The sequence below is a fragment of the Brachybacterium sp. AOP25-B2-12 genome, from assembly GCF_052378625.1.
Classification (GTDB): Bacteria; Actinomycetota; Actinomycetes; order Actinomycetales; family Dermabacteraceae; genus Brachybacterium.
In genome coordinates this window covers 41409-62635 of the sequence record NZ_JBQSXW010000007.1, presented here as the reverse complement: position 1 = coordinate 62635, position 21227 = coordinate 41409, and the positions used below count along the sequence as shown (strand labels likewise).

Below are 21227 nucleotides of genomic sequence, written 5' to 3'. Positions count from 1 at the left end.
GTGAGCCTCAGCGCGCGCGACGCATGAGACGGCTGCGGAGCACGGCCCGTCCCCGGATCGGGGGCGGGCCGTCCGTCTGCCGACGGCGCGAGGTGCGGGCGAGGTCCGCGGCACCGATGAAGCCAGCGTCGTTGCCCAGCTGGGCCACGACGATCCGCGGCGAGGGGCGGTAGCCGCGCCCCGTGAGCGTGTGGTCGAAGGTCCCGCGGGCGGGCTCCATGAGGGCCTCGCCCGCACCGCTGACGCCGCCTCCGACGACGAGCACCGCGGGATCCAGGGCCGCCGCGAGATTGGCCAGGCCGATCCCGAGCCATTCGCCGGTCTCGCGCAGGAGCCCCTGGGCGGCGGCGTCGCCGTCCTCGGCGCATGCCCCGACCACGCGGCCCGTGATCTGCTCGACGTCGCCGCCGGCGGCGTCCAGCAGGCGTCCGGCCAGCGGTGTCCCGCTCGCGGCGAACCCGCGGGCGTCCCGCGCCAGGGCGCTGCCGCCCGCGTACTGCTCCCAGCAGCCGCGGTTGCCGCATTCGCAGCGCCGGCCGCCGGGCACCATCAGCATGTGGCCGAACTCCCCGGCGACCCCGTGGCGGCCGCGTTCGAGGACGCCGTGGCGGACGATCCCGCCGCCGATCCCGGTGCCGAGCGTCACCAGGACCACGGAGCCCTCGCCGCGCGCCGCGCCGAAGCGGTGCTCGGCCCACGCGGCGGCGTTGGCGTCGTTCTCGACCACGACCCGCAGGCGCAGGCGTTCGACCAGCCGGGCGCGCAGGGGCTCGTTGCGCCACGCGAGGTGGGGTGCGAACAGCACCGTCGCGCGGTTCTCGTCGATGAATCCCGCCGCCCCGACGCCGACCGCCCGCACGTGGTGGCGGTGGCGCAGCTCGGTGACGATCTCGACGATCGTCTCCTCGGTCGCCGCGGGGGAGTGCGTCGGGGTGGCGCGGTCCAGGCGCTCGAGGACGCGGCCGTGCACGTCGACGACCCCGGCCTTGACGCGGGTGCCGCCGATGTCGATGCCGATCGCGGCACCGCGGGCCAGCACCGATCGCCGTTCGGGGTCGCGGCGGCGCAGCGCCCCGCGGTCTGTCGAGTAGGGGGACATGTCAGACGACGAGGACCTCGCAGCGCGATGCCAGCAGGAGCTTCTGCGCGGTGGTGCCCAGCAGGTGGCGGGCGAACTCGCGCTCGCGACGGATCCCGATGACCAGGAGCTCGGCCTTCTCGTCCTCGACGACCTTCAGGAGGGCGTCGGCGATGTCGTGCTCGGCGGAGATCTGGCGGACGTCCACGCGGACGGAGGCGCGGTGGGTGCGCTCGTGGGCCTGGTCGATCTGGCCGGGGCCCGCGTGGCGCGGGTCCTCGGCGTCGCCCTCGCGGACCACGTTGACGATGATGAGCGGACCCCCGCGGAGCTCCGCCTCCTCGCGCGCCGCATCGAGCGCGGCGAAGCCGACGCTCGTGGGGATGAAGCCGACCACGACGGTCATGCGGGTCCTCCTGACATCGGATGCGGCCGATCCTACGTGGGACCGCCCGTGCGCAGGACCTGTGAGCGATCCCTGAGGTGGCACGGAGGGTGGACGGGCTCACGATAGCCTCTCGGGACACGGCCGAGGACACCCGACCGCGGCGCGGAGAGATGGCGAGGAGTGATGGCGAGATGACGAGCGAGCCGCTCGGGGACGCCCCCGCGGGCACCGCGGACCCCTTGGCCATGCGCGCCTCCTGGATCGCGGCCCCCGGTGCCCGGAGCGGTGCGTGGCTGCTGCGCCGCGACGTGGACCTCGGCTCCCTGCTGGTCGACGAGGTCACCCGGGACGCGCTGACCCTGCTCTCGGCCGAGCTGGTCGTCGCCACGACCGGGGACGTCACGGTCCAGCTCGGGGACGAGCTGCTGGCCGATGTCCGCTCGGTGGGTCCCGGAGTCGCCACCGGCACCCGCATCGACCTCACAGCGCATCTGCTGGAGCTGCGGCGCTCGCTCGTCGACCACGTGTCGATCGGCCTGCGGCACGTCGAGGACGGCTCGACCACCGGCGGCGCTCCCGCCTCGGTGATCGGGGCGCTCGTGCTGCACGTCGCGTTGCCAGCCGGCAGCTGGACCGACGAGGAGCAGCGCGTCGCCGTCGTCCCGACCGACTCCACGTGGTGGTCCAGCCCCGAGCCCGTCTCCTTCGTGCCGCGCGACGAGCCCGGCCGGCGTCCGCTGGAGGTCCACGAGGTCGCCGACACCTGGACCGACGACGAGGGCGACGAGCTGGACTGGATGCGCTTCGGCGTCATGCACACCGACGACAGCCGCGCCTGGAGCCCTGCCACGGACCTCGGCGGCCACCCCTCCCTCGTGCACCCCGAGATCCTGTATCCGCCGCCACTCGTCGAGGAGGAGCTGGTCGTCGTGCGCGATCACGTCCTGGCCACCGGCGGCGTGCAGTGCTTCGACCTCGGCGGCCCGGTCCGCTCCCGCCCGCTGCTGGCCCTGCCCGAGGGTGCGCGCCGCGCCATCACCCTGTGGTCCGGCCCGACCCCGGGCACGTCGCCGCGCGGCGGGGACGTGCAGGTCACCACCCATGGGAGGGCCACCACCCTCGAGGCGCACGGGACGTCGGCGGGACGCTGGCTGCACGTCCACGGCGCCCCGGATCTCGAGCTCGGGGACTTCGCGCTCCCGGTGCGCCGAGGGGTCCTGCCCCGGCCGATCGCCCTGGACCTGCCGGACGACCTCCTGGTCCAGCTGCTGTCCGACGGCCTGACGACCCTGGGGATGCTCAGCCAGGAGCACTACGTCGGCACCGACGAGGTGCCGCTGCTGGCCGACATCGCGCGCACCGCCCGCACCGCCCTGCTGGTGGGGCACGACACCTGGCGCTCGGGACGTGCGCTCGAGGAATTCGTGGCCACGGCCCACGAGGCGACCGACGGCGCCGAGGGCGTCGTGGTCGACGCCATCGCTCCCGGTGACCTCCACGCCGACCTCGACGAGCACACCTTCGCGCTGCCCGGGTGGGTGCGCGAGCACCGCGACGCGGCCGCCCCGCCCCGCGGCGCCGAGCACGTCGCCCAGGGCGTCCTCGCCCGGATCGTCGCCCGCACCCGGCACGGTGCGACCCCGGCCGACAGGATCTCGACGCTGGCCGCCGCGCTCGACGCCCTGGGGCCGTCAGAGCGCCTGGATGCCGAGCGCGAGGACCACCGCGTGATCGCCCAGGCCCGGGACGCCCTCGTGCGGTGCGGCCGGGAGCGCCTGCGCGTCCGACCCGGTCAGGGCCGCCGCGCCGCGTGGCTCGAGACCCGCGACGACACGGAGACCTCGGCACGGGCGACGGCGCTGGCGCTGCTGTCGGGCCTGGTGCGCCCCGCGGAGCTCGCGGGGACCGTGCACGTCCTGCGCGGCGGCCTCGAGGAGCCCGATGAGCAGGGCCTCGTGCGCGCCGCCCTCGTGCGGGCGGGGGAGGGGCACCTGGTCGTCGCGGGCCACGAGCCCGGCACCGCGGTCCCGCCCGTCGTCACCGGGGAGCTGGTCCGTGCGATCAGCGGGATCCGCATCGAGGGCGACCGGATCCACGTCCACGTGCCGATCCAGCCCCTCGAAACGCTCGACCTCGTGCTCCCGCACCGGCGCGGAGCCATCCACCTCGTGTGGGACGGCACCACCGGGACCGCCGAGTCGCCCGAGGGAACCCACCTCCTCGTCCATCCCGAGGGGGCGTCCGAGCCCATGTGGTACAACAGCGGCACCGCGCCGCTGACCCGCCCCGCGCCCGCCGTCCGGGCGCGCTGACCAGCAGTCCATCGACCTCCAGGAGCTCTTCGCATGCCCAGCGCACTGCACATCGCCGTCGTCGGCGCCGGGACCATGGCACAGGCCGTGCACCTGCCCGTCCTGCGCCGACGATGGGACCGCTTCACGGTCGCCGCGATCGTCGACATCTCGCCGCGCCGGCTGCGCGAGGCGAGCGACGTGTGGGGCGTCGCCGAGGACCGCCGCTACGAGACCGTCCCGGATCTCGTGACGGCCATCCGCGCCAAGGAGGTCCAGGTGGACGCCGTGGTCGTCGCCACCGACGGCCTGCACGTCCAGGACGTCCTGGCGATCGTCCGCCGCGGCATCCCCGTGCTCGTCGAGCCCCCGCTGGGGTTCTCCGAGGCCGAGATCCGCGAGGTCGCGGACTTCGAGCGGATGACCGGACGCCGGCTCGTGATGGTGGCCCACCCCCAGCAGCACGATCCGATGGTCTCCGAGCTCGCCGAGCGGATCCCGCGCCGCGATCTGCGTCTGCTGGACCACGAGGTGCGGATGCCGGCGGCCCAGGCCCTGTTCGGTCAGGCCCATGTGACGGTCTCCGCCTACGACCTGCCGAGCGAGCTGCGGGCCGAGCGCCGCAAGGCCCTGGAGGCCGCCGTCATCGCGGGCACGGGCACGGCCGCCGTCCAGCGGGACCGCGACCTGTACGTCAAGGGGCTCCTGACCGGCGTGTCCCACCAGCTGGCCGTGCTCGAGAAGGCCTACGGGCCGATCGAGCGCATCGAGGCCGTGCGCCAGTGGCCCTCGGGCGTGATCCCCGGTTCCATCGAGGTGCTCGCCCGCTTCGAGGGCGCCGCGGCTGTGCGCCTGGTCTGGCACTACCTGCCGTTCGCTCCCGAGTACACCGAGACGATCACCGCGATCTCCGCCCGGCGACGCCTGCGGATCGACCTGCCCGCGCCCTCCCACGGGGACGAGCGCTCGACCCTGTCCCTGCGCGAGCGGGAGAGCGGCACGGTGCAGGAGAAGGTGGTGCGTTCTGCCACCGGGTCCGCTGAGGCGATGTGGGAGGCCTTCCACGCCTTCGTGGTCGGGGGAGGGGAGGACGTCTTCGGTCCCGAGGACGCCGCCCGTCAGGCCGCTCGGCTGCGCGAGATCCTCGAGGCGATCCTCGTGGCCGACGGGCGCACGCTGGATCCCGAGCCCGAGCCCGAGCCCGAGCCCGAGCCCGAGCCCGAGCCCGAGCCCGAGCCCGAGCCCGGCACAGCGGCCGCACCCGAGCCCGATGCCGAACCGACGACGGACGCGGATGTGGCCGAGGCGGTCGGTCCGTCCGCCGATGCCGGCGACGCCGCGTCGCCGGACGCGGACGCGTCGGAGCGGGCGGAGACGGCATCCGCCTCTGCCGCTGCCGACCCGGACCGGGTCACCAACGCCTGGGTGTCGGTCGAGGACGAGGTCGGCCCCGCGGCGTCTCCCGACGAGCCGGCAGACCGTCCCGCGCCGCGCACCGAGTGACGCACGACGCGCCGCCCGGCCGGGCGGCGCGCGCGACACGCCGAGGGCGACACGCCGGATGAACGAATCCGACGCATCCTGAGGCACGTCGAGGACCCCGCGAGGGCCGCTCCATCCACCGGACGGAGCGGCCCTCGCGGCCTGTCCACAGGGTTGTCCACGGCGCTGACGTGCGGTCGCGCACGAGCGGTGCGCTCCGTCCCCCGTCGTCCACATCGTCACCCACACCCGTTGTGGACAACACTCGTGTAATTCAGTACATCTAGTGGTGGTGTCGTCCGTCGGACACCAGGTGTAGTGTTGGCAGGGTCGAGATGGCACGGACGGATCGCGCCAACGGACCGCACGTCAGGACCGCACGAATGCACCGCACGATCCCTCGCGGGACATGTGGCCGCACCGGGCGCGGACACGGGTCCCGGAACCCTCCCCGGAGGGTTCGGGCGGCCACGGCCCGTCCTCGCTCCTCGACCCCCGCAGACCGCATCATCTCCGGGCGCCGCGAGGCTCCCGCTCCTCCGCTCGTGAAAGGCACCTCTCCCGATGGACATCACCGTGTACTCGAAGCCCCTGTGCGTGCAGTGCGATGCGACCAAGCGCGCCTTGAACAAGGCCGGCATCGCGTACTCCGTCGTCGACATCACCGAGGACGCCGAGGCGCTCGCGACCATCAAGGGCATGGGCTACCTCCAGGCGCCCGTGGTCATCACGGGCGAGGACCACTGGTCGGGCTTCCGTCCCGACAAGATCAAGGCCCTCGTCGGCTCCGCCGCCACGGCCCGCACCCGCGCCGCCGTCTGATCCGCCCCGGCCGCCCTCCGCGGCCACGACCCTCGCCGTCCAGGAGGCTCCGACGTGGGAACCCTCGTCTACTTCTCCTCGGTCTCCGAGAACACGCACCGGTTCATCCAGAAGCTGGAGGCCCCGGCGCACCGCATCCCCCTGCGCAGCTCGGACGACCCCCTCGTCATGGACGAGGAGTTCGTCCTGGTGGTCCCGACCTACGGGGGCGGCAACGGCCACGGGGCCGTGCCCAAGCAGGTCATCCGGTTCCTCAACGACGAACGCAACCGCTCGCGACTGCGCGGTGTGATCAGCGGGGGGAACACCAACTTCGGCGACGCGTACTGCCTGGCGGGGGACATCATCTCCGCCAAGTGCCACGTGCCCCACATGTACAGATTCGAGCTGCTCGGCACCCCCGGTGACGTGCGGCGAGTGAACGAGGGATTGGACGAGTTTTGGCGACGTTGACCGAGCTGCCCGGGCACGAGCACACGAAGGCGCTGGACTACCACGCGCTGAACGCGATGCTGAACCTCTACGGCACCGACGGGAAGATCCAGTTCGACAAGGACCGCCTCGCGGCCCGCGAGTACTTCCTGCAGCACGTGAACCCCAACACGGTGTTCTTCCACTCGCTCGAGGAGAAGCTCGAGTACCTCGTGGAGAAGGGCTACTACGAGGCCGAGGTGCTGGACCAGTACTCCACGTCCTTCGTGAAGTCGCTGTCGGAGCAGGCGTACGCCAAGAAGTTCCGCTTCCCCACCTTCCTGGGCGCCTTCAAGTACTACACGAGCTACACGCTGAAGACCTTCGACGGCAAGCGGTACCTCGAGCGCTTCGAGGACCGCGTCGTGATGGTCGCCCTCACGCTCGCCCAGGGCGACGAGACGATCGCCCGCAACCTCGTCGACGAGATCCTCGACGGGCGCTTCCAGCCCGCGACCCCCACGTTCCTCAACGCAGGCAAGGCCCAGCGCGGCGAGCTCGTCTCGTGCTTCCTGCTGCGCATCGAGGACAACATGGAGTCGATCGGCCGCTCCATCAACTCCGCGCTGCAGCTGTCCAAGCGCGGCGGCGGCGTGGCCCTGCTGCTGAGCAACCTGCGGGAGTACGGCGCCCCGATCAAGCAGATCGAGAACCAGTCCAGCGGCGTCATCCCCGTGATGAAGCTGCTCGAGGACTCCTTCTCCTACGCCAACCAGCTCGGGGCCCGCCAGGGCGCCGGCGCCGTGTACCTCCACGCGCACCACCCCGACATCCTGCGGTTCCTCGACACCAAGCGCGAGAACGCCGACGAGAAGATCCGCATCAAGACGCTGAGCCTGGGCGTCGTGATCCCGGACATCACCTTCGAGCTCGCCAAGAACAACGAGCCGATGTACCTGTTCTCCCCGTACGACGTCGAGCGCGTGTACGGCAAGCCGTTCGCGGACATCAACGTCTCCGAGCTGTACCGCGAGATGGTCGACGACCCGCGGATCGCCAAGAAGAAGATCAAGGCCCGCGACTTCTTCCAGGTCCTCGCCGAGATCCAGTTCGAGTCCGGCTACCCATACATCATGTTCGAGGACACGGTGAACAAGGCCAACCCCATCCCGGGCAAGGTCACCCACTCCAACCTGTGCTCGGAGATCCTGCAGATCGCCACGCCGAGCGAGATGGGCGTGGACCTGTCCTACTCCGAGATGGGCCGGGACATCTCCTGCAACCTGGGCTCGCTGAACATCGCCAAGGCGATGGAGTCCCCGGACTTCGCCCGCACCATCGAGACGTCGATCCGGGCGCTCACGAGCGTCTCGGACCACTCCGACATCGAGTCGGTGCCCACGATCGCCGAGGGCAACCGCAAGTCCCACGCGATCGGCCTGGGGCAGATGAACCTGCACGGGTTCCTGGCCCGCGAGCACATCTACTACGGCTCCGACGAGGGCCTGGACTTCACCAACATGTACTTCTACGCGGTGGTGTACCAGTGCATCCGTGCGTCGATGCAGATCGCCAAGGAGCGGGGGGAGACCTTCGCGAACTTCGAGGCGTCCGACTACGGCACCGGCGTGTACTTCGACAAGTACATCGACGGCACGTGGGAGCCGCGCACCGAGCGGGTGCGCGAGCTGTTCGCGCACTCGACCGTGCACCTGCCCACCCGTGAGGACTGGGTCGAGCTGCGCGATCAGGTCACGCAGCACGGCATGTACAACGCGTACCTGCAGGCGGTGCCGCCCACCGGCTCGATCTCGTACATCAACAACTCCACGAGCTCGATCCACCCCATCGTCTCGAAGATCGAGATCCGCAAGGAGGGCAAGATCGGGCGCGTCTACTACCCGGCGCCCTACATGGACAACGACAACCTGGAGTACTACCAGGACGCGTACGAGATCGGCTACGAGAAGATCGTCGACACGTACGCCGAGGCCACGCAGCACGTGGACCAGGGCCTGTCGCTGACCCTGTTCTTCCCGGACACGGCCACCACGCGCGACATCAACAAGGCGCAGATCTATGCCTGGCGCAAGGGCATCAAGACGCTGTACTACATCCGTCTGCGCCAGATGGCGATCGAGGGCACGGAGGTCGAGGGCTGCGTCAGCTGCATGCTGTGAGCATGTGCTGAGCGCCCCGACCGGGTGCAGAGCGACGGCCCGTTCCGCGGAGTGATCCGCGGGGCGGGCCGTCGTCGTGCGTCCCTGTCATGGTGCCTGGCGCCCGTCGCTCACCGCTCCGCCGGCCCGTCCGGATCCCGCCGGGACCTCGCGAGCACACCGGCGCCGCTCCACAGCGCGCCGTACAGCACGCCGGCGATCGGCCAGATGACCCAGCTCGAGCCCCAGGCGTCGCCGATGAAGCTCCACGCCAGGAAGATCGCGACCATGACCGGCCAGTAGACGGCCATGACGACCCCGAAGACTGGATAGGTCGTGGACAGCCGGTCGTACTCGTCGTCCTCGTCCTCGCCGAGCAGGGATTCCTCGACGTGGTCGGCCCAGGCCGAACGGACCAGCAGCAGCACGCCGAACGCCACGAGCGCCAGCGTGATGCAGGTGCCCGCCAGCACGCCCGTGGCGCTCGAGGTGCCCAGGGCGCCCCAGGTGCCGTCGGTGCCGAGCACGGCGGGGATGATGATCGGGACCGGGCACAGGATGAACATGCCGATCGCGGCCCCGCGCTGCAGGGAGGTGCGGGCCTTGACCGTGCGCCGGAGGTCGGTGAGGTGACGCTGGGCGCCGGCGGTGAGGGTCACGCCCAGCTCATCGGCCACGGGATCGGAGCCGAACTCCTTGAGGCGCGCGCCGCGTCGGGTCACCACCAGCACCGCGAGGGCCACGATCACGAGCAGGACGGTGACGCCCACCGTGATCGCGATGCGCCGCCCGCCCTCGGCCATGTCCTGCGAGGCCGCGATGAGGCCCAGCAGCGGGATGGGGCTCGCGATGAACAGGGCCACGCCGAGGGCGTGCAGCGGCTGGGCGCGGCGCACCGCCTCGGCGTACTCCTGGACCTCGTCGACGTCGAGGCGGGGGCGCGGATCGGGCTCGGGGAGCGATGCGGCGGCGGTGCCGCGCACCTCGCCCTCGATGCCGAGCACCGGGGCGACCTCGTCGAGGGTGCCGAACTCGGCGATCACGCGGCCCAGGGCCTGGGACTCGGTGAGGCCCTCGCGCTGGAGGTCGGCGAGCTTGTCCTCCATCATCGCCGCGAGCTCGGCGCGCGCAGACCGCAGCCGCGGGGAGTCGGGGTATGGGGAGAACAGGGTCTCGAGGTAGGAGTCGATGACGGTCATGACAGGTCCGTTCCTTTCGCGAAGTGATCCACCAGGTCCCGGGTGGCGTGCCATTCGAGACGCAGGGCGGCGAGCTGATCGGCCCCCGCCGTCGTGAGGCTGTAGTAGGTGCGGGGGCGCCCCGTGTCCGAGGTCGACTCGTAGGAGTCGAGCAGTCCCTGGGACTCCAGGCGCTTGAGCGCGGTGTAGAGGGTCGTCTGCTTGATGGGGTACTGGCCCGAGGAGCCCTCGGCGATGTCGCGCGAGAGCGCGTAGGCGTAGGAGTCGCGGGTCTGGAGGATCGCCAGGACGATCAGGTCGATGTGGCCGCGGATCGCGTCGGCTCCGATCACGGGTGCCCTCCTGTCGTCGTTCGCTTTCGGCAACCGTAGTACGTCTGCCGTAGTACGGCAAGCGAATTGCGGAGGTGAACGCGCCCGGCTGCGGGCCGCCCGCGCCGGCGCGCAGCGCCCCGCGTGCTGTCCGGAGTGGCCGCATTCGCCGCCCGCGACGCGCCGACCTGCCACGATGTCGGTGTTGCGGGTCACATCGTTCGGTTAGGGTGCTCGAATCCCCGGTGACGACGGCGTCACCGACAGCGGCGAAGGAGCCCGCATGTCCCCCCACCCCGATTCCGTCGCGGACCGCAGTGTCGTGGTCCAGCGTTCCCCGGAGTTCCGCCAGCTCAAACGATCGTTCATGGGGTTCATCGCGCCCCTGACCGTTCTGTTCCTCCTGTGGTACATCGTCTACGTGATCCTCGCGGGCTGGGCCCCCGGCCTGTTCGCCGTGAAGGTGTTCGGATACGTCAACGTGGGCCTGCTGCTGGGTCTGGGCCAGGTCGTGACGACCTTCGTCATCACGATGCTCTACCGCTCCTGGGCCGACAAGAAATACGACCCCAGCGCCTCCCGGCTCCGCGAGGAGATGGAGCGCGGCGAGATCACCGGTCTCGACGAGGAGCAGGGGGCGGCGCGATGATCGACCAGATCAACCCCGTCATCAACATGATCGTCTTCGGGCTGTTCGTGGTGGTGACCCTCGTGATCGTCTTCCGGGTCTCGCGCCGCAAGGCCGGGGCCGATGAGTTCTACGCCGGCAGCAGGTCCTTCAGCGGACCCCAGAACGGCATCGCGATCGCGGGCGACTACCTCAGCGCCGCGAGCTTCCTGGGGATCTGCGGCGCGATCGCCGTCGCGGGCTACGACGGGTTCCTCTACTCGATCGGCTTCCTCGTGGCGTGGCTCGTCGCGCTGCTGCTCGTCGCCGAGCTCCTGCGCAACACCGGCAAGTTCACCATGGCCGACGTCCTGAGCTTCCGCCTGCGCCAGCGCCCCGTGCGGATGGCCGCCTCGCTGTCGACCCTGGCGGTGTGCTTCTTCTACCTCATCGCCCAGATGGCCGGCGCCGGCGGTCTCGTGGCGCTGCTGCTGGGCCTCGAGGGCAAGCTCCCCACCGCCATCACCGTGGCCGTCGTCGGCGCCCTGATGATCCTCTACGTGATCGTCGGCGGCATGAAGGGCACCACCTGGGTGCAGATCATCAAGGCCGTGCTGCTGGTGATCGGCGTCGGGATCCTCGCGATCATCGTGCTCGCGAAGTTCGGGTTCAACGTGTCCTCGCTGCTGGGTGCCGCGGTCGAGAAGTCCCCGGAGGGCGAGGCGATCCTCGCGCCGGGGCTGAAGTACCCCAACCCCCTGGACTTCTTCTCCCTAGGGCTCGCGCTGGTCCTGGGCACGGCGGGCCTGCCGCACGTGCTGATGCGCTTCTACACCGTGCCCACCGGCAAGGAGGCGCGGCGCAGCGTCGTCTGGGCCATCTGGATCATCGGCTCCTTCTACGTCATGACCCTGGTGCTGGGCTACGGCGCGGCGGCACTGGTGGGGCCCGAGATCCTCCAGGCGCCCACCACCCCGGGCGGGGAGAACGCGGCGGCGCCGCTGCTCGCGCTCGAGATCGGCGGCCCGGTGCTCATGGCCGTCGTCTCCGCGATCGCCTTCGCGACGATCCTCGCGGTGGTCGCGGGCCTGGCGATCACGGCGGCGACCTCCTTCGCGCACGATATCTACGCCTCGGTCATCAAGAACGGGGAGGTCGATCCGGACGACGAGGTGAAGGTCGCCCGCTGGACCGTGGTGGGGATCGGCGTTCTCGCGATCATCGGCGGGATCGTGGCGCTGGGCCAGAACGTCGCGTTCCTCGTGGCGCTGGCCTTCGCGGTCGCCGCGAGCGCCAACCTCCCCACGATCCTGTTCTCGCTGTTCTGGAAGCGGTTCAACACCGGGGGAGCGCTGTTCTCGATGATCGGCGGCCTCGTGTCCTGCCTGCTGCTCATCGTGCTCTCGCCCGCCGTCTCCGGCGGACCCAAGGCGATGTTCCCCGACCTGGACTTCGCGCTGTTCCCGCTGTCCAACCCGGGCATCGTGTCGATCCCGCTGGGTTTCCTGCTGGGCATCATCGGCACCCTCGTCACCAAGCCGTCGCCGGACCACGAGGTCAAGGCCGCGGAGATGGAGGTGCGGGCGTTCACGGGCGCCGGGGCGGAGAAGGCCTCGGAGCACTGAGCGTTCCACTCGCGCCGGGCCCGGTGCGAGTGCATCGGGCCTGCCGCGTGGGTGCCGAGTCCGGTGCGTGAGCATCGTGCCCGGCGCGTGGGCTGCGGATGGTGCGTCCGGGACGCCGCCGCTCAGGCGCCTGCGGGGGCGGGCCCGGGCGTGGCCCGCGGGGGTCGGCTCCGCGGGGTCAGCGGGTCGATCTTCCCGTAGGTGAGGCGGCGCAGCAGCGCCTCGGCAGGCCCCCGGCGGCCGCTGCGGTCCAGCCACACGGCCAGCGGGATCGACACCAGCCACACCAGCGCGGCGATCCCGAGGGCCTGGGCGGTGCTCAGGTGCGCCCCGAGCCCGAAGCCCCAGGCGCCGAGCAGCGGAGCCAGCACCACCGACTGGAACAGGTAGAAGGTCAGCGACCGCTGCCCCACGGCAGAGATCGCCCGGACGGCGGCGGGCGGGCTCGCCTGCCAGCGGGCGGCCAGCAGCGCGAAGGCCATCGCGTAGCCGATGCCGCCGGCGATGCCGGTCGTCGGGGTCAGGCCCGAGAAGATCCAGCTCGCCCCGGAGGGGATCGGGAGCACGCCGAGGTTCAGGAGAGCGGCGGGCACCCCGCCCAGCCAGCCCACGAGGATCCCGCCGACCGCGAGCCCCGTCACGAGGCGACGGTGGCGCCCCGGATCCTCGAGCAGGCGGTGCCGGGCGGCGAGCCAGCCCAGCAGGATGCACAGGGGGATCGCCCCGCCGATGAGCTGGCTCGGGGTGATGAACAGCCAGCCGATCACGCGGCCGATGGCCGAGGCCCAGTACGGCGAGGCGCCCGCGGTGAGTTCGCGTGCGAAGCCCATGTCGTAGGCGTCCGCCCCCGAGACCTCGGGCGGTGCGAAGAGCGTCATCATGACGCCCCCGAAGAGCGAGAGCACCGTCGAGATCAGCAGCAGCGCCGCGATCACGATGGCCCAGATCCTCAGGGTGCGATCCGTGCGGCGGAAGAACAGCCACACCAGCAGCAGGCCGGCGATCGCGTAGGCGCCCAGCACGTCGCCGGCGAACAGGAGCGCGGCGTGGCAGAAGCCCAGCGCCAGCATCCACCAGTGGCGTCGCCGGAGCATGCGGCGGGCGTCCACCTCGGGGACCCCCCGTGCCTGGCGGCTGCGCATGAACTGGACCATGCCGTAGCCGAAGAGGAAGGCGAACATGGGGTAGCTGCGGGCATCGACCGCGATGAGCATGATCGACTGCAGCACCTTGTCGAGGGTCGAACCCTCGAGGAGATGGACGCTCATGCCCGAGACGGGCCGGTCGTAGAGGTGCCACGACACGTTGGCGAGCACGATGAACAGCAGCATCATGCCGCGGGCGAGGTCGGGGGCCAGCGACCGCGGTGGACGCCCGGCGGACGTCGCCGGACCTCCCGGGGGCACGGCGTCCTGCGGCAGGGCGGGGGCGGTTCCGGTCACGTCGGCTCCTCGGGCTGGCGTCGGCACGGTGGCCACCATCCTAGGGACAGGACGGGTCGCCTCCCGGGACGGGTGCCGAGAACCCCGAGGACGTGCGTCGTGTGGTCGAGCGGGTCGCCGCGCGGCTCACCGCCCGGCCACGAAGCGGCGGGCGACCGCGAGATCGTCCTGCCCGAGGCCCTGGGCGACGAGCTCCTCGTACATCTCCCGCAGGCGGGGCAGCAGCGACGCGTGGGTCGAGGTCGCCGTGGCGACCTCGTCGGCGAAGCGCAGGTCCTTGGCCATGTAGGCGGCGATCCCGCCGGGGGTGACGTCGTCGGCCTCGAGGCGCCCGCGCTTGTCGTCGAGGAGCCGCGATCCGGCGTAGCCGCCCGCGATGGCCGTGAACAGGTCCCGCGGTGCGATCCCGGAACGCTCGGCGAGCACGGTCGCATCGGCCAGGGCCAGCATCGTGGCGCCGACGATCATCTGGTTGCAGGCCTTGGTGACCTACCCGGCGCCGAGCGGCCCCATCCGCCGCACGGTGCCGCACGGCGTGAGCACGCGGGCGGCGAGCGCGATGTCGTCGGGATCGCCCCCGGCCATGATGGTGAGCGTGCCCTGCTGGGCGCCGACCTCGCCGCCCGAGACGGGGGCGTCGACCATCCGCACCCGTCCGGCGGACTCCTCGGCCAGGCGCGCGGCGAAGTCGCGCACGTCGACGGGCGAGGACGTCGAGGAGACGATCACGAGGCGCTCGCCCGCCGCCGCGAGCAGGCCGTCGGGGCCCGCGAGCATCGGAGTGAGCTGGGGGAGGTCCGGCAGCATCACGAGGACCACGTCCGACGCCTCGGCGAGCTCCCGCGGCGTCGCCGCCCAGGCGGCGCCGAGGTCCTCGAGCGCGGGTCGTCGGGATCGCGAGTGGAGGGTGAGCGCGCCGTGGGCCGCGAGCAGCAGGCGGGCCATCGGCTCGCCCATCGCGCCCAGGCCGATCACCCCGACCCGTGCGGGGCTGCCGCCCGGGGCGGAGGCGGGGATGGGGCTGCCAGGGAGGGACGCGTCGTCGAGTGCCATGAGCACACCCTAGTCGCGGTCAGTATGTCGAATCGTGTTCAACACCATGAATCTCTCGTAGCATAGGTGCGTCCTCCGCCGCCCCGCGCGGCTTCCGAGCGAAGGAGCTCCCATGGTCCGGCCCTCACCCGACTCCCCGTCCGCCGCCGAGCCCGGTCCGGCCCGCAGGCCCCGCGTCGTCATCGCGGTCGACCTGCCCGAGGAGCAGATCCGCCGGATCGCGGAGGCGGAGCCCCGCGTCGAGGTGGTGCACGATGCGACCCTCGTCGCCCCGCGCCGATTCCCGGCCGATTGGGAGGGGGACCCGGCGTTCGCTCGCACCTCAGAGCAGCAGCGGCGCTACGACGCCCTGGTCGACTCGGCGGACGTGCTGTTCTCGATCCCCGACGTCGACCCCGCGGCGCTGGCCCGCACCGTGCGCGCGAACCCCCGCCTGGCATGGGTGATGACCATGGCCGCCGGCGGCGGCTCCCAGCTGCGTGCGGCCGGGCTCGATGCCCAGGAGCTGGCCCGGCTCACCGTCACCACGAGCGCCGGCGCCCACGGCGGGCCCCTCGCGGAGTTCGCGCTGTTCGGGGTGCTCGCCGGGGCCAAGGACCTCCCGCGCCTGCTGCGCCAGCAGCGCGAGCACGACTGGTCCGCGCGCTGGGAGATGCGGCACCTGGATGCGATGACCGTGCTGGTGGTGGGCCTGGGCGGGATCGGCGCCGCCTGTGCGACCGCGTTCTCCGCCCAGGGCGCGCGCGTCCTGGGGACCACCCGCTCCGGTGAGCCCGTGCCCGGCGTCGACGAGCTGGTCCCGATCGCGGACCTCGCCGCGGCGGCCGCCCGCGCCGACGCGATCGTCGCGACCCTCCCGGGCACCGCCGCGACCGAGGGGCTGATCGGCGCCGAGGTCCTCGCGGCGTGCCGTCCCGGCACGATCCTCGTCAACGTCGGCCGCGGCACCGTGGTCGACGAGTCCGCGCTGCTGGAGGCCCTCGACGCCGGGCGGATCGGCTTCGCCGCCCTCGACGTGGTGGCGCACGAGCCGCTGGCGGCCGAGAACCCGCTGTGGGACCACCCGCAGGTGCTCCTCAGCCCGCACACCGCCGCGCTCGACGCCCGCGAGGAGGAGAGGATCGTGGATCGCTTCATCGCGAATCTCCGCCGCTTCTGCGACGGCGAGGAGCTCCGGCATGTCGTCGACACCGTCGAGTTCTACTGAGCGCCCTCTGCGGGCCGCACCGCCGCGGGCCGCGCCGCGGCGTGCCGGGGCGCCCCGGTCCGGTCGCGCCCGAGGGACCCGGGATACTGCTGGGATGAGCGATGCCCCCGACGAGCCCACCGGCAAGGACCTCGCGCCCGCCGTCACCCGCGCGCTGAGGGTCCTGACCTTCCTGCAGGACGCCGGCGGCAGGCCGCTGAACCTGTCCGAGCTCGCGCGGGCGCTCGGCGCCGCGAAGTCCTCGACCTCCAACGTGTGCGCCGTGCTCGAGGACGGCGGCATGATCCGGCGCGCCGACGGCGGATACCTGCTGGGCCTGCGCACCGCCGAGCTCGGCGGGGCGTTCACGGCCGGCTTCAACCAGGTCCGCGAGTTCTACGCGGTCGTCGAGTCGATCCCGGCGCTGCGGCACGAGGTGGTGCAGATCGCCGTGCGCGACGGCCTGGACGCCCTGTACCTCGCGCGCCACGAGGGGCGCGAGAACCGTCTGGGCACACCCCTGGGCTCTCGCCTGCCGCTCATCCACTCCGGGACGGGCAGCGCCATCCTGTCGGCCCTCGGGGACGAGGAGGTCGAGGCCGTGCTCCGCGAGGCCGACTTCACGCCCACCACGGATCTGAGCGCCGGCACCCCAGAGCAGGTGCGCGCCAAGGTCGCCGAAGCCCGCGCGCGCGGCTACGCCCTGGACCGCGGGGAGTCCTTCCGGGGGATCCTCGGCGTCGCGGCGCCGCTCGCGCCGTGGCGCCCTTCGGACCCGCTCATGGCGATCGGGGTGGCGCTGCCGGTGCACGACGGCCTCGAGGTCCCCGAGGAGACCGTCGCCCGGATCGGCGCGGCGGTGCTCGAGGCCACCCGTCGCCTCACCAATCCCTTCGAGCGCGTCGTCCAGGAATCGCGCACCCGCTGAGCGGCAGCCGATCCGAGCGGCGCCCGCGCGACCGGCTCGATCCGCGTCGATGCTCGGCCCGGACCGCGGTCCCCGTCGGTCATCGGCCCGGACTGCGGTCCCCGACGGTTCTCGCGCACGGCCAGGGCCAACCGCGCCCGCCTCCTCATCCTGCGCAGGACCGCTCTGCACCGATTGCGTTCAAGGTGTTGCACTGCGTTCATCCCGTGGTACATACTCGGGTGATCGGCCACAGGATCCGGCGCAGCCGCGCTCGCCGGGCCGATCGACCCACCGTTGCATCAAGGGAGATGCCATGAGCGAGAACCACCCGTCCGCCGTGCCGAGCACGAGCACAGCACCCCACCCCGCGAACGCGGACGACGACTACGCCGCGAACCTCCGCCGCGCGACGCTGTCCTCGAGCGTCGGCAGCGCCCTGGAGTACTTCGACTTCGCGATGTACGGGCTGATGACCGCGCTCGTGTTCAACCGCCTGTTCTTCGACCAGTCCAACCCCGCGATCGCGCTGATCGCCGCGTTCGGCATCTACGGCGTGGGCTTCGCCGCCCGGCCCTTCGGCGGCCTGTTCTTCGGGACGATGGGGGACCGGATCGGCCGCAAGGGCGTCCTCATCGCCACGATCGTGCTCATGGGCGGCGCCTCGACCCTGATCGGCGTGCTGCCCACCTACAAGCAGGCGGGCGTCCTGGCTCCGATCCTGCTGGTGCTCCTGCGCCTGGCCCAGGGCTTCGGCGCCGGGGCCGAGCAGGCCGGCGCCACGGTCCTCATGGCCGAGTACGCACCGGTGCGCCGCCGCGGATTCTTCTCCGCGCTCCCGTTCATCGGGATCCAGGCCGGCACGCTGCTGGCGGCCGTGGTGTTCTTCCTGCTGAACCTCATGCCCGAGGACGCCTTCCTCTCCTGGGGCTGGCGCCTGCCGTTCCTGGCCTCCTTCGTGCTGATCCTCATCGCCCTGTGGATCCGCGCCCGGCTGCGCGAGACCCCCACCTTCGTCGAGCTCGAGAAGCACGAGCAGGTCCACGACCACGCGGTCAAGGAGATCTTCACCCGCGGGCGCGCCGGGGTCGTCGTGGGCATCGGCCTGCGGATGGCCGAGAACGGCGGCTCCTACATGTTCCAGTCGGTCGCGCTGGCGTTCGTCACCAGCGCCGCGATCGGCCTCGACAAGGGCGTCGCGACCTGGGGCGTGACCCTGGGCAGCCTGATCGGGATCTTCTCGGTGCCGCTCACCGGTGCGCTCTCGGACCGCTGGGGCCGGGTGCCGGTGTTCCGCTTCAGGGCCGTGTTCATGCTCCTGTACAGCTTCCCCGCCTGGTACCTGCTCTCGCTCGGCAATGCGACCGTGGCGATCATCGTCGTGGCCGTCGGGATCGGTGTCGCCGTCAACTCGATGCTCGGCCCCCAGTGCGCGATGCTCCCGGAGCTGTTCGGCAACAAGCACCGCTACCTCGGGGTCGCCATGTCCCGCGAGATCTCCGCCGTGCTCGCGGGCGGTCTCGCCGGGGTGCTCGGTGCGGCGCTGCTGGGATGGACCGACGGCAACTGGATCGTGCTGGCGATCTACATGACGGTGCTGGCCGCGATCACCACCGCCGCGACGTTCCTCGTGCCCGAGACCCGCGAGCGCAACCTGCTGCGCGTCGAGGACGCGATCCGCCTGTCCACCACCGAGGAGCATTCGGCGCTCACCGACCCGGGGCTCGCCGACATCTCACCCTCCATCGCCCAGAAGCTGAGGTCCTGACCATGCCGAGCGCATCGCGCACCCCCGCCCACGACGCCGTGCCCGCGGACGGCCCCGTCGTCGGGACCGGCCCAGGCGCGACGGCCCCGGAGGCGACCGTCCCCCTGACGTCCGCGCACGGCGGAGGCTCCCTGTTCGACCTCGCCGGCCGCACGGCGCTCGTGACCGGCTCGACCCGGGGGATCGGTCGCGCGCTCGCCGCGGGGCTGGCCCGGGCCGGAGCCCGCGTGGTGGTCCACGGCCGGGACCTGTCCGCCGCGGAGGCCGTCGCTGGGGAGCTCTCGACGCGCGGTGGCGGGGGAGCGCTCGCGGCGGCCTTCGACGTGACCGACGCGGAGTCCGTGGACGCCGGGTTCACCGCGGTCGAGGCGGAGCTCGGCGGGCCCCTCGACATCCTCGTCAACAACGCGGGCATCCAGCGCCGCGCCCCGATCGCAGAGTTCTCCGAGGCCGATTGGGACGACCTGCTGGCCACGAACCTCTCCGGTCCCTTCCACTGCGCGCGCCGCGTGGCCGGGGGCATGGCCGCGCGCGGCAGCGGGAAGATCGTGCAGATCGGCTCGGTGCAGTCGAGCCTCGCGCGGCCGTCGATCGCCCCCTACGGGGCGACGAAGGGCGGCGTCGTGATGCTCACCCAGGGCCTCGCCGCGGACCTCTCGCCGCGCGGCGTGCAGATCAACACCCTGGCCCCGGGGTACTTCGCGACCGAGCTCACGCAGGCCCTCGTGGACGACGAGGACTTCTCGGCCTGGGTGGCCGGGCGGACGCCCGCCGGCCGCTGGGGCCGCGTCGAGGAGCTCGTGGGGCCGCTGGTCTTCCTGTGCTCGGACGCGAGCGCCTTCGTGACCGGGCAGACGCTGTACGTCGACGGCGGCATGACCGCCGTGGTCTGAGCCCGGCGCCGGGGCCCTGACCGCATCCGGACCGCGCCCGGCGTCCCCCGACGCGACCTCCCGACCCTGCCCGACACCGCCGTCCATCCCAGGAGCAGCCCCGTGAGCACCCCCCGACAGACCCGTCCCGGCACGTCCGTACCCGCACCCTCGGACGCCGACCTCCCGAACCTCGCCGTCATCGCCCACGCCGCCGATGACCTCCGCGTCGAGCAGGTCCCCGAGCCCGAGCCCGCTCCCGACGAGGCCGTCGTCGCGATCGCCTACGGCGGCATCTGCGGCTCGGACCTGCACTACTGGACGCACGGCGCGGCCGGTCAGTCGATCCTGCGGGAACCCATGGTGCTGGGCCACGAGGTCGTGGGCACCGTCCTCGCGGCGGCCGCCGACGGCACCGGCCCCGCCGCCGGGACCCCCGTGGCCGTCCACCCCGCCACCGTGATCGACGACGGGGTGACCCCGTGGCCCCACGAGCGCCGCAACCTCTCCCCGGCGGGCACCTACCTGGGCTCGGCCGCCCGCACCCCGCACACCCAGGGCGCGTTCGCACGGCGCACGGCCCTGCCCGCCCGCATGCTGCGACCCCTGCCCGCCGGGCTGGAGCTGCGCCTGGCCGCGGCCGTGGAGCCCGCCTCCGTCGCCTGGCACGGCGTCGAGCGCGCCGGGAACGTGCGCGGAGTGCGGGCGCTGGTCATCGGGGCCGGCCCCATCGGCCTGCTCGCCGCCGCGGTGCTGGTCCACCACGGCGCGGCGGAGGTCGCCGTGTCCGACCTCGCCGAGGCACCGCTGGCGCGGGCCCGCGAGCTGGGGGCGAGCACCGTGTTCGATGCCCGGGACGCCGAGGGGGTCACCGCCTGGGCGCCCGAGGTGGTCATCGAGGCCTCCGGCTCCGTGCCGGGCCTGGCCACCGCGATCGCGGCCGCCCGCCGCGGCGGCACGGTGGTCATGCTCGGGCTGCAGCGCGCCGGGGAGGTGCCCGTGGAGATCGCCACCGCGATCACCCGGGAGCTGACCCTGGTGGGCTCGTTCCGCTTCGACGCCGAGATCGACTCCGTGATCGCCGCGATCGCCGACGGCTCCCTGGCCGTGGCGCCCGTGCTCACCGACGAGTTCCCCGCCGAGGACGCCCTGGCGGCCTTCGCCCGCGCCGCCGACGCGCAGGTGAGCTCCAAGGTGCTGCTGCGGTTCTGACCGGGAGCGGTCAGAGCTCTGCGCGGAGCTCGTCGATGGTGACGGTGTCCAGGCGGTCGCGGCCCAGGAGCTGGGGGGTGTTCAGGGCGATGCTGCGGTCCGGGTCCGCGAGCGCCTCGACCCGCACCGTGAAGCTGTGCTCGACCTCGAGCTCGTCCCACGCCCCCACCAGAGCCCGGGCACCGTCCCGGAAGATCTCGGCCACGCCGTCCGCGTCGGTGGCGTCCACGAGGAGACGGCCCCGGATCGTCCGACCGGTCTGGCGGTTGTCCTCGACGAGGATCTCACCGCCCGAGACGCCCGGCACGGCCCGGACGGCCGAGGTGAGCCGCGCCGCGGCGTCGTCGGTGTCGATCCGACGCGACGAGGGCAGGCAGCCGGCCAGCAGAGCGCTGAGAAGGCCCATGGCCACTC

At 72.4% G+C, this 21227-nt stretch carries 19 protein-coding genes and 1 pseudogene; 12 read left to right on the top strand and 8 right to left on the bottom strand.

The annotated features are described in order from the left end of the window. Positions 1-7: 7 nt before the first annotated feature. Complete coding sequence (locus ACT3TZ_RS07080; RefSeq protein ID WP_444582700.1) at positions 8-1099, bottom strand: ROK family glucokinase; 1092 nt, start codon at positions 1097-1099, stop codon at positions 8-10. Between the two features lies 1 nt (position 1100). Then, a complete protein-coding gene (locus tag ACT3TZ_RS07075) occupies positions 1101-1484 on the bottom strand; it encodes a universal stress protein (protein ID WP_444582699.1) in 384 nt (127 codons plus the stop codon). 173 nt (positions 1485-1657) lie between these two features. On the opposite strand from ACT3TZ_RS07075, the gene ACT3TZ_RS07070 reads away from it, so the two are divergent. The 5 genes from ACT3TZ_RS07070 to nrdE all read left to right on the top strand — a co-directional run bounded on the left by ACT3TZ_RS07070 (position 1658) and on the right by nrdE (position 8652). Continuing rightward, positions 1658-3778 (top strand): hypothetical protein, encoded by a 2121-nt coding sequence (locus tag ACT3TZ_RS07070; RefSeq protein ID WP_444582698.1) that lies wholly within the window; start codon positions 1658-1660, stop codon positions 3776-3778. Between the two features lie 33 nt (positions 3779-3811). Further along, complete coding sequence (locus ACT3TZ_RS07065; protein ID WP_444582697.1) at positions 3812-5260, top strand: Gfo/Idh/MocA family oxidoreductase; 1449 nt, start codon at positions 3812-3814, stop codon at positions 5258-5260. Between the two features lie 543 nt (positions 5261-5803). Beyond that, a complete protein-coding gene (gene nrdH / locus ACT3TZ_RS07060) occupies positions 5804-6061 on the top strand; it encodes a glutaredoxin-like protein NrdH (protein WP_444582696.1) in 258 nt (85 codons plus the stop codon). A gap of 54 nt (positions 6062-6115) precedes the next feature. Then, complete coding sequence (gene nrdI / locus ACT3TZ_RS07055) at positions 6116-6514, top strand: class Ib ribonucleoside-diphosphate reductase assembly flavoprotein NrdI (RefSeq protein WP_444582695.1); 399 nt, start codon at positions 6116-6118, stop codon at positions 6512-6514. Next, positions 6511-8652, top strand: a complete 2142-nt coding sequence (gene nrdE / locus ACT3TZ_RS07050) for a class 1b ribonucleoside-diphosphate reductase subunit alpha (protein ID WP_444582694.1) — start codon at positions 6511-6513, stop codon at positions 8650-8652. The genes nrdI and nrdE overlap by 4 nt, the downstream gene beginning before the upstream one ends. Positions 8653-8762: 110 nt before the next feature. Here the strand turns inward: nrdE and ACT3TZ_RS07045 are convergent, their stop codons facing one another. Further along, positions 8763-9830 (bottom strand): permease prefix domain 1-containing protein, encoded by a 1068-nt coding sequence (locus ACT3TZ_RS07045; protein ID WP_444582693.1) that lies wholly within the window; start codon positions 9828-9830, stop codon positions 8763-8765. Continuing rightward, positions 9827-10162, bottom strand: a complete 336-nt coding sequence (locus ACT3TZ_RS07040; RefSeq protein ID WP_444582692.1) for a PadR family transcriptional regulator — start codon at positions 10160-10162, stop codon at positions 9827-9829. Before ACT3TZ_RS07040 ends, ACT3TZ_RS07045 begins: the two co-directional genes overlap by 4 nt. A 262-nt stretch (positions 10163-10424) precedes the next feature. Here ACT3TZ_RS07040 and ACT3TZ_RS07035 point away from each other — a divergent pair, with 262 nt between their 5' ends. Next, positions 10425-10790, top strand: coding sequence for a DUF485 domain-containing protein (locus tag ACT3TZ_RS07035; RefSeq protein ID WP_444582691.1), 366 nt, complete (start codon positions 10425-10427; stop codon positions 10788-10790). After that, positions 10787-12373 carry a solute symporter family protein gene (locus ACT3TZ_RS07030; RefSeq protein ID WP_444582690.1) on the top strand — a complete coding sequence of 529 codons (1587 nt, stop codon included), beginning with the start codon at positions 10787-10789 and terminating at the stop codon, positions 12371-12373. Before ACT3TZ_RS07035 ends, ACT3TZ_RS07030 begins: the two co-directional genes overlap by 4 nt. Positions 12374-12495: 122 nt before the next feature. Here the strand turns inward: ACT3TZ_RS07030 and ACT3TZ_RS07025 are convergent, their stop codons facing one another. The 3 genes and pseudogenes from ACT3TZ_RS07025 to ACT3TZ_RS07015 all read right to left on the bottom strand — a co-directional run bounded on the left by ACT3TZ_RS07025 (position 12496) and on the right by ACT3TZ_RS07015 (position 14868). Continuing rightward, entirely contained in the window at positions 12496-13815 is a 1320-nt protein-coding gene (locus ACT3TZ_RS07025; protein WP_444582689.1) for a DUF418 domain-containing protein, read from the bottom strand. Positions 13816-13941: 126 nt separating this feature from the next. Beyond that, positions 13942-14292 (bottom strand): annotated as a pseudogene (locus ACT3TZ_RS07020) (NAD-binding protein); the annotation flags it as partial. Between the two features lie 12 nt (positions 14293-14304). Continuing rightward, positions 14305-14868 carry an NAD(P)-dependent oxidoreductase gene (locus ACT3TZ_RS07015; protein ID WP_444582688.1) on the bottom strand — a complete coding sequence of 188 codons (564 nt, stop codon included), beginning with the start codon at positions 14866-14868 and terminating at the stop codon, positions 14305-14307. A 112-nt stretch (positions 14869-14980) separates the two neighbouring features. Here ACT3TZ_RS07015 and ACT3TZ_RS07010 point away from each other — a divergent pair, with 112 nt between their 5' ends. From ACT3TZ_RS07010 to ACT3TZ_RS06990, 5 genes are all read left to right on the top strand, one after another. Continuing rightward, the gene (locus ACT3TZ_RS07010; protein ID WP_444582687.1) at positions 14981-16075 is read left to right on the top strand and encodes a D-2-hydroxyacid dehydrogenase; all 1095 of its coding nucleotides are present in this window, start codon (positions 14981-14983) and stop codon (positions 16073-16075) included. A 94-nt stretch (positions 16076-16169) separates the two neighbouring features. After that, complete coding sequence (locus tag ACT3TZ_RS07005) at positions 16170-16982, top strand: IclR family transcriptional regulator (protein ID WP_444582686.1); 813 nt, start codon at positions 16170-16172, stop codon at positions 16980-16982. A gap of 295 nt (positions 16983-17277) precedes the next feature. Beyond that, the gene (locus ACT3TZ_RS07000) at positions 17278-18729 is read left to right on the top strand and encodes an MFS transporter (RefSeq protein WP_444582685.1); all 1452 of its coding nucleotides are present in this window, start codon (positions 17278-17280) and stop codon (positions 18727-18729) included. 2 nt (positions 18730-18731) lie between these two features. Further along, positions 18732-19622 carry an SDR family oxidoreductase gene (locus ACT3TZ_RS06995; RefSeq protein ID WP_444582684.1) on the top strand — a complete coding sequence of 297 codons (891 nt, stop codon included), beginning with the start codon at positions 18732-18734 and terminating at the stop codon, positions 19620-19622. A gap of 102 nt (positions 19623-19724) precedes the next feature. Next, on the top strand, positions 19725-20813 hold the full coding sequence (locus ACT3TZ_RS06990; RefSeq protein ID WP_444582683.1) for a zinc-binding dehydrogenase: 1089 nt from the start codon (positions 19725-19727) through the stop codon (positions 20811-20813). 10 nt (positions 20814-20823) lie between these two features. Here ACT3TZ_RS06990 and ACT3TZ_RS06985 read toward each other — a convergent pair whose 3' ends face one another. Continuing rightward, complete coding sequence (locus tag ACT3TZ_RS06985) at positions 20824-21219, bottom strand: hypothetical protein (RefSeq protein ID WP_444582682.1); 396 nt, start codon at positions 21217-21219, stop codon at positions 20824-20826. Positions 21220-21227: the final 8 nt, after the last annotated feature.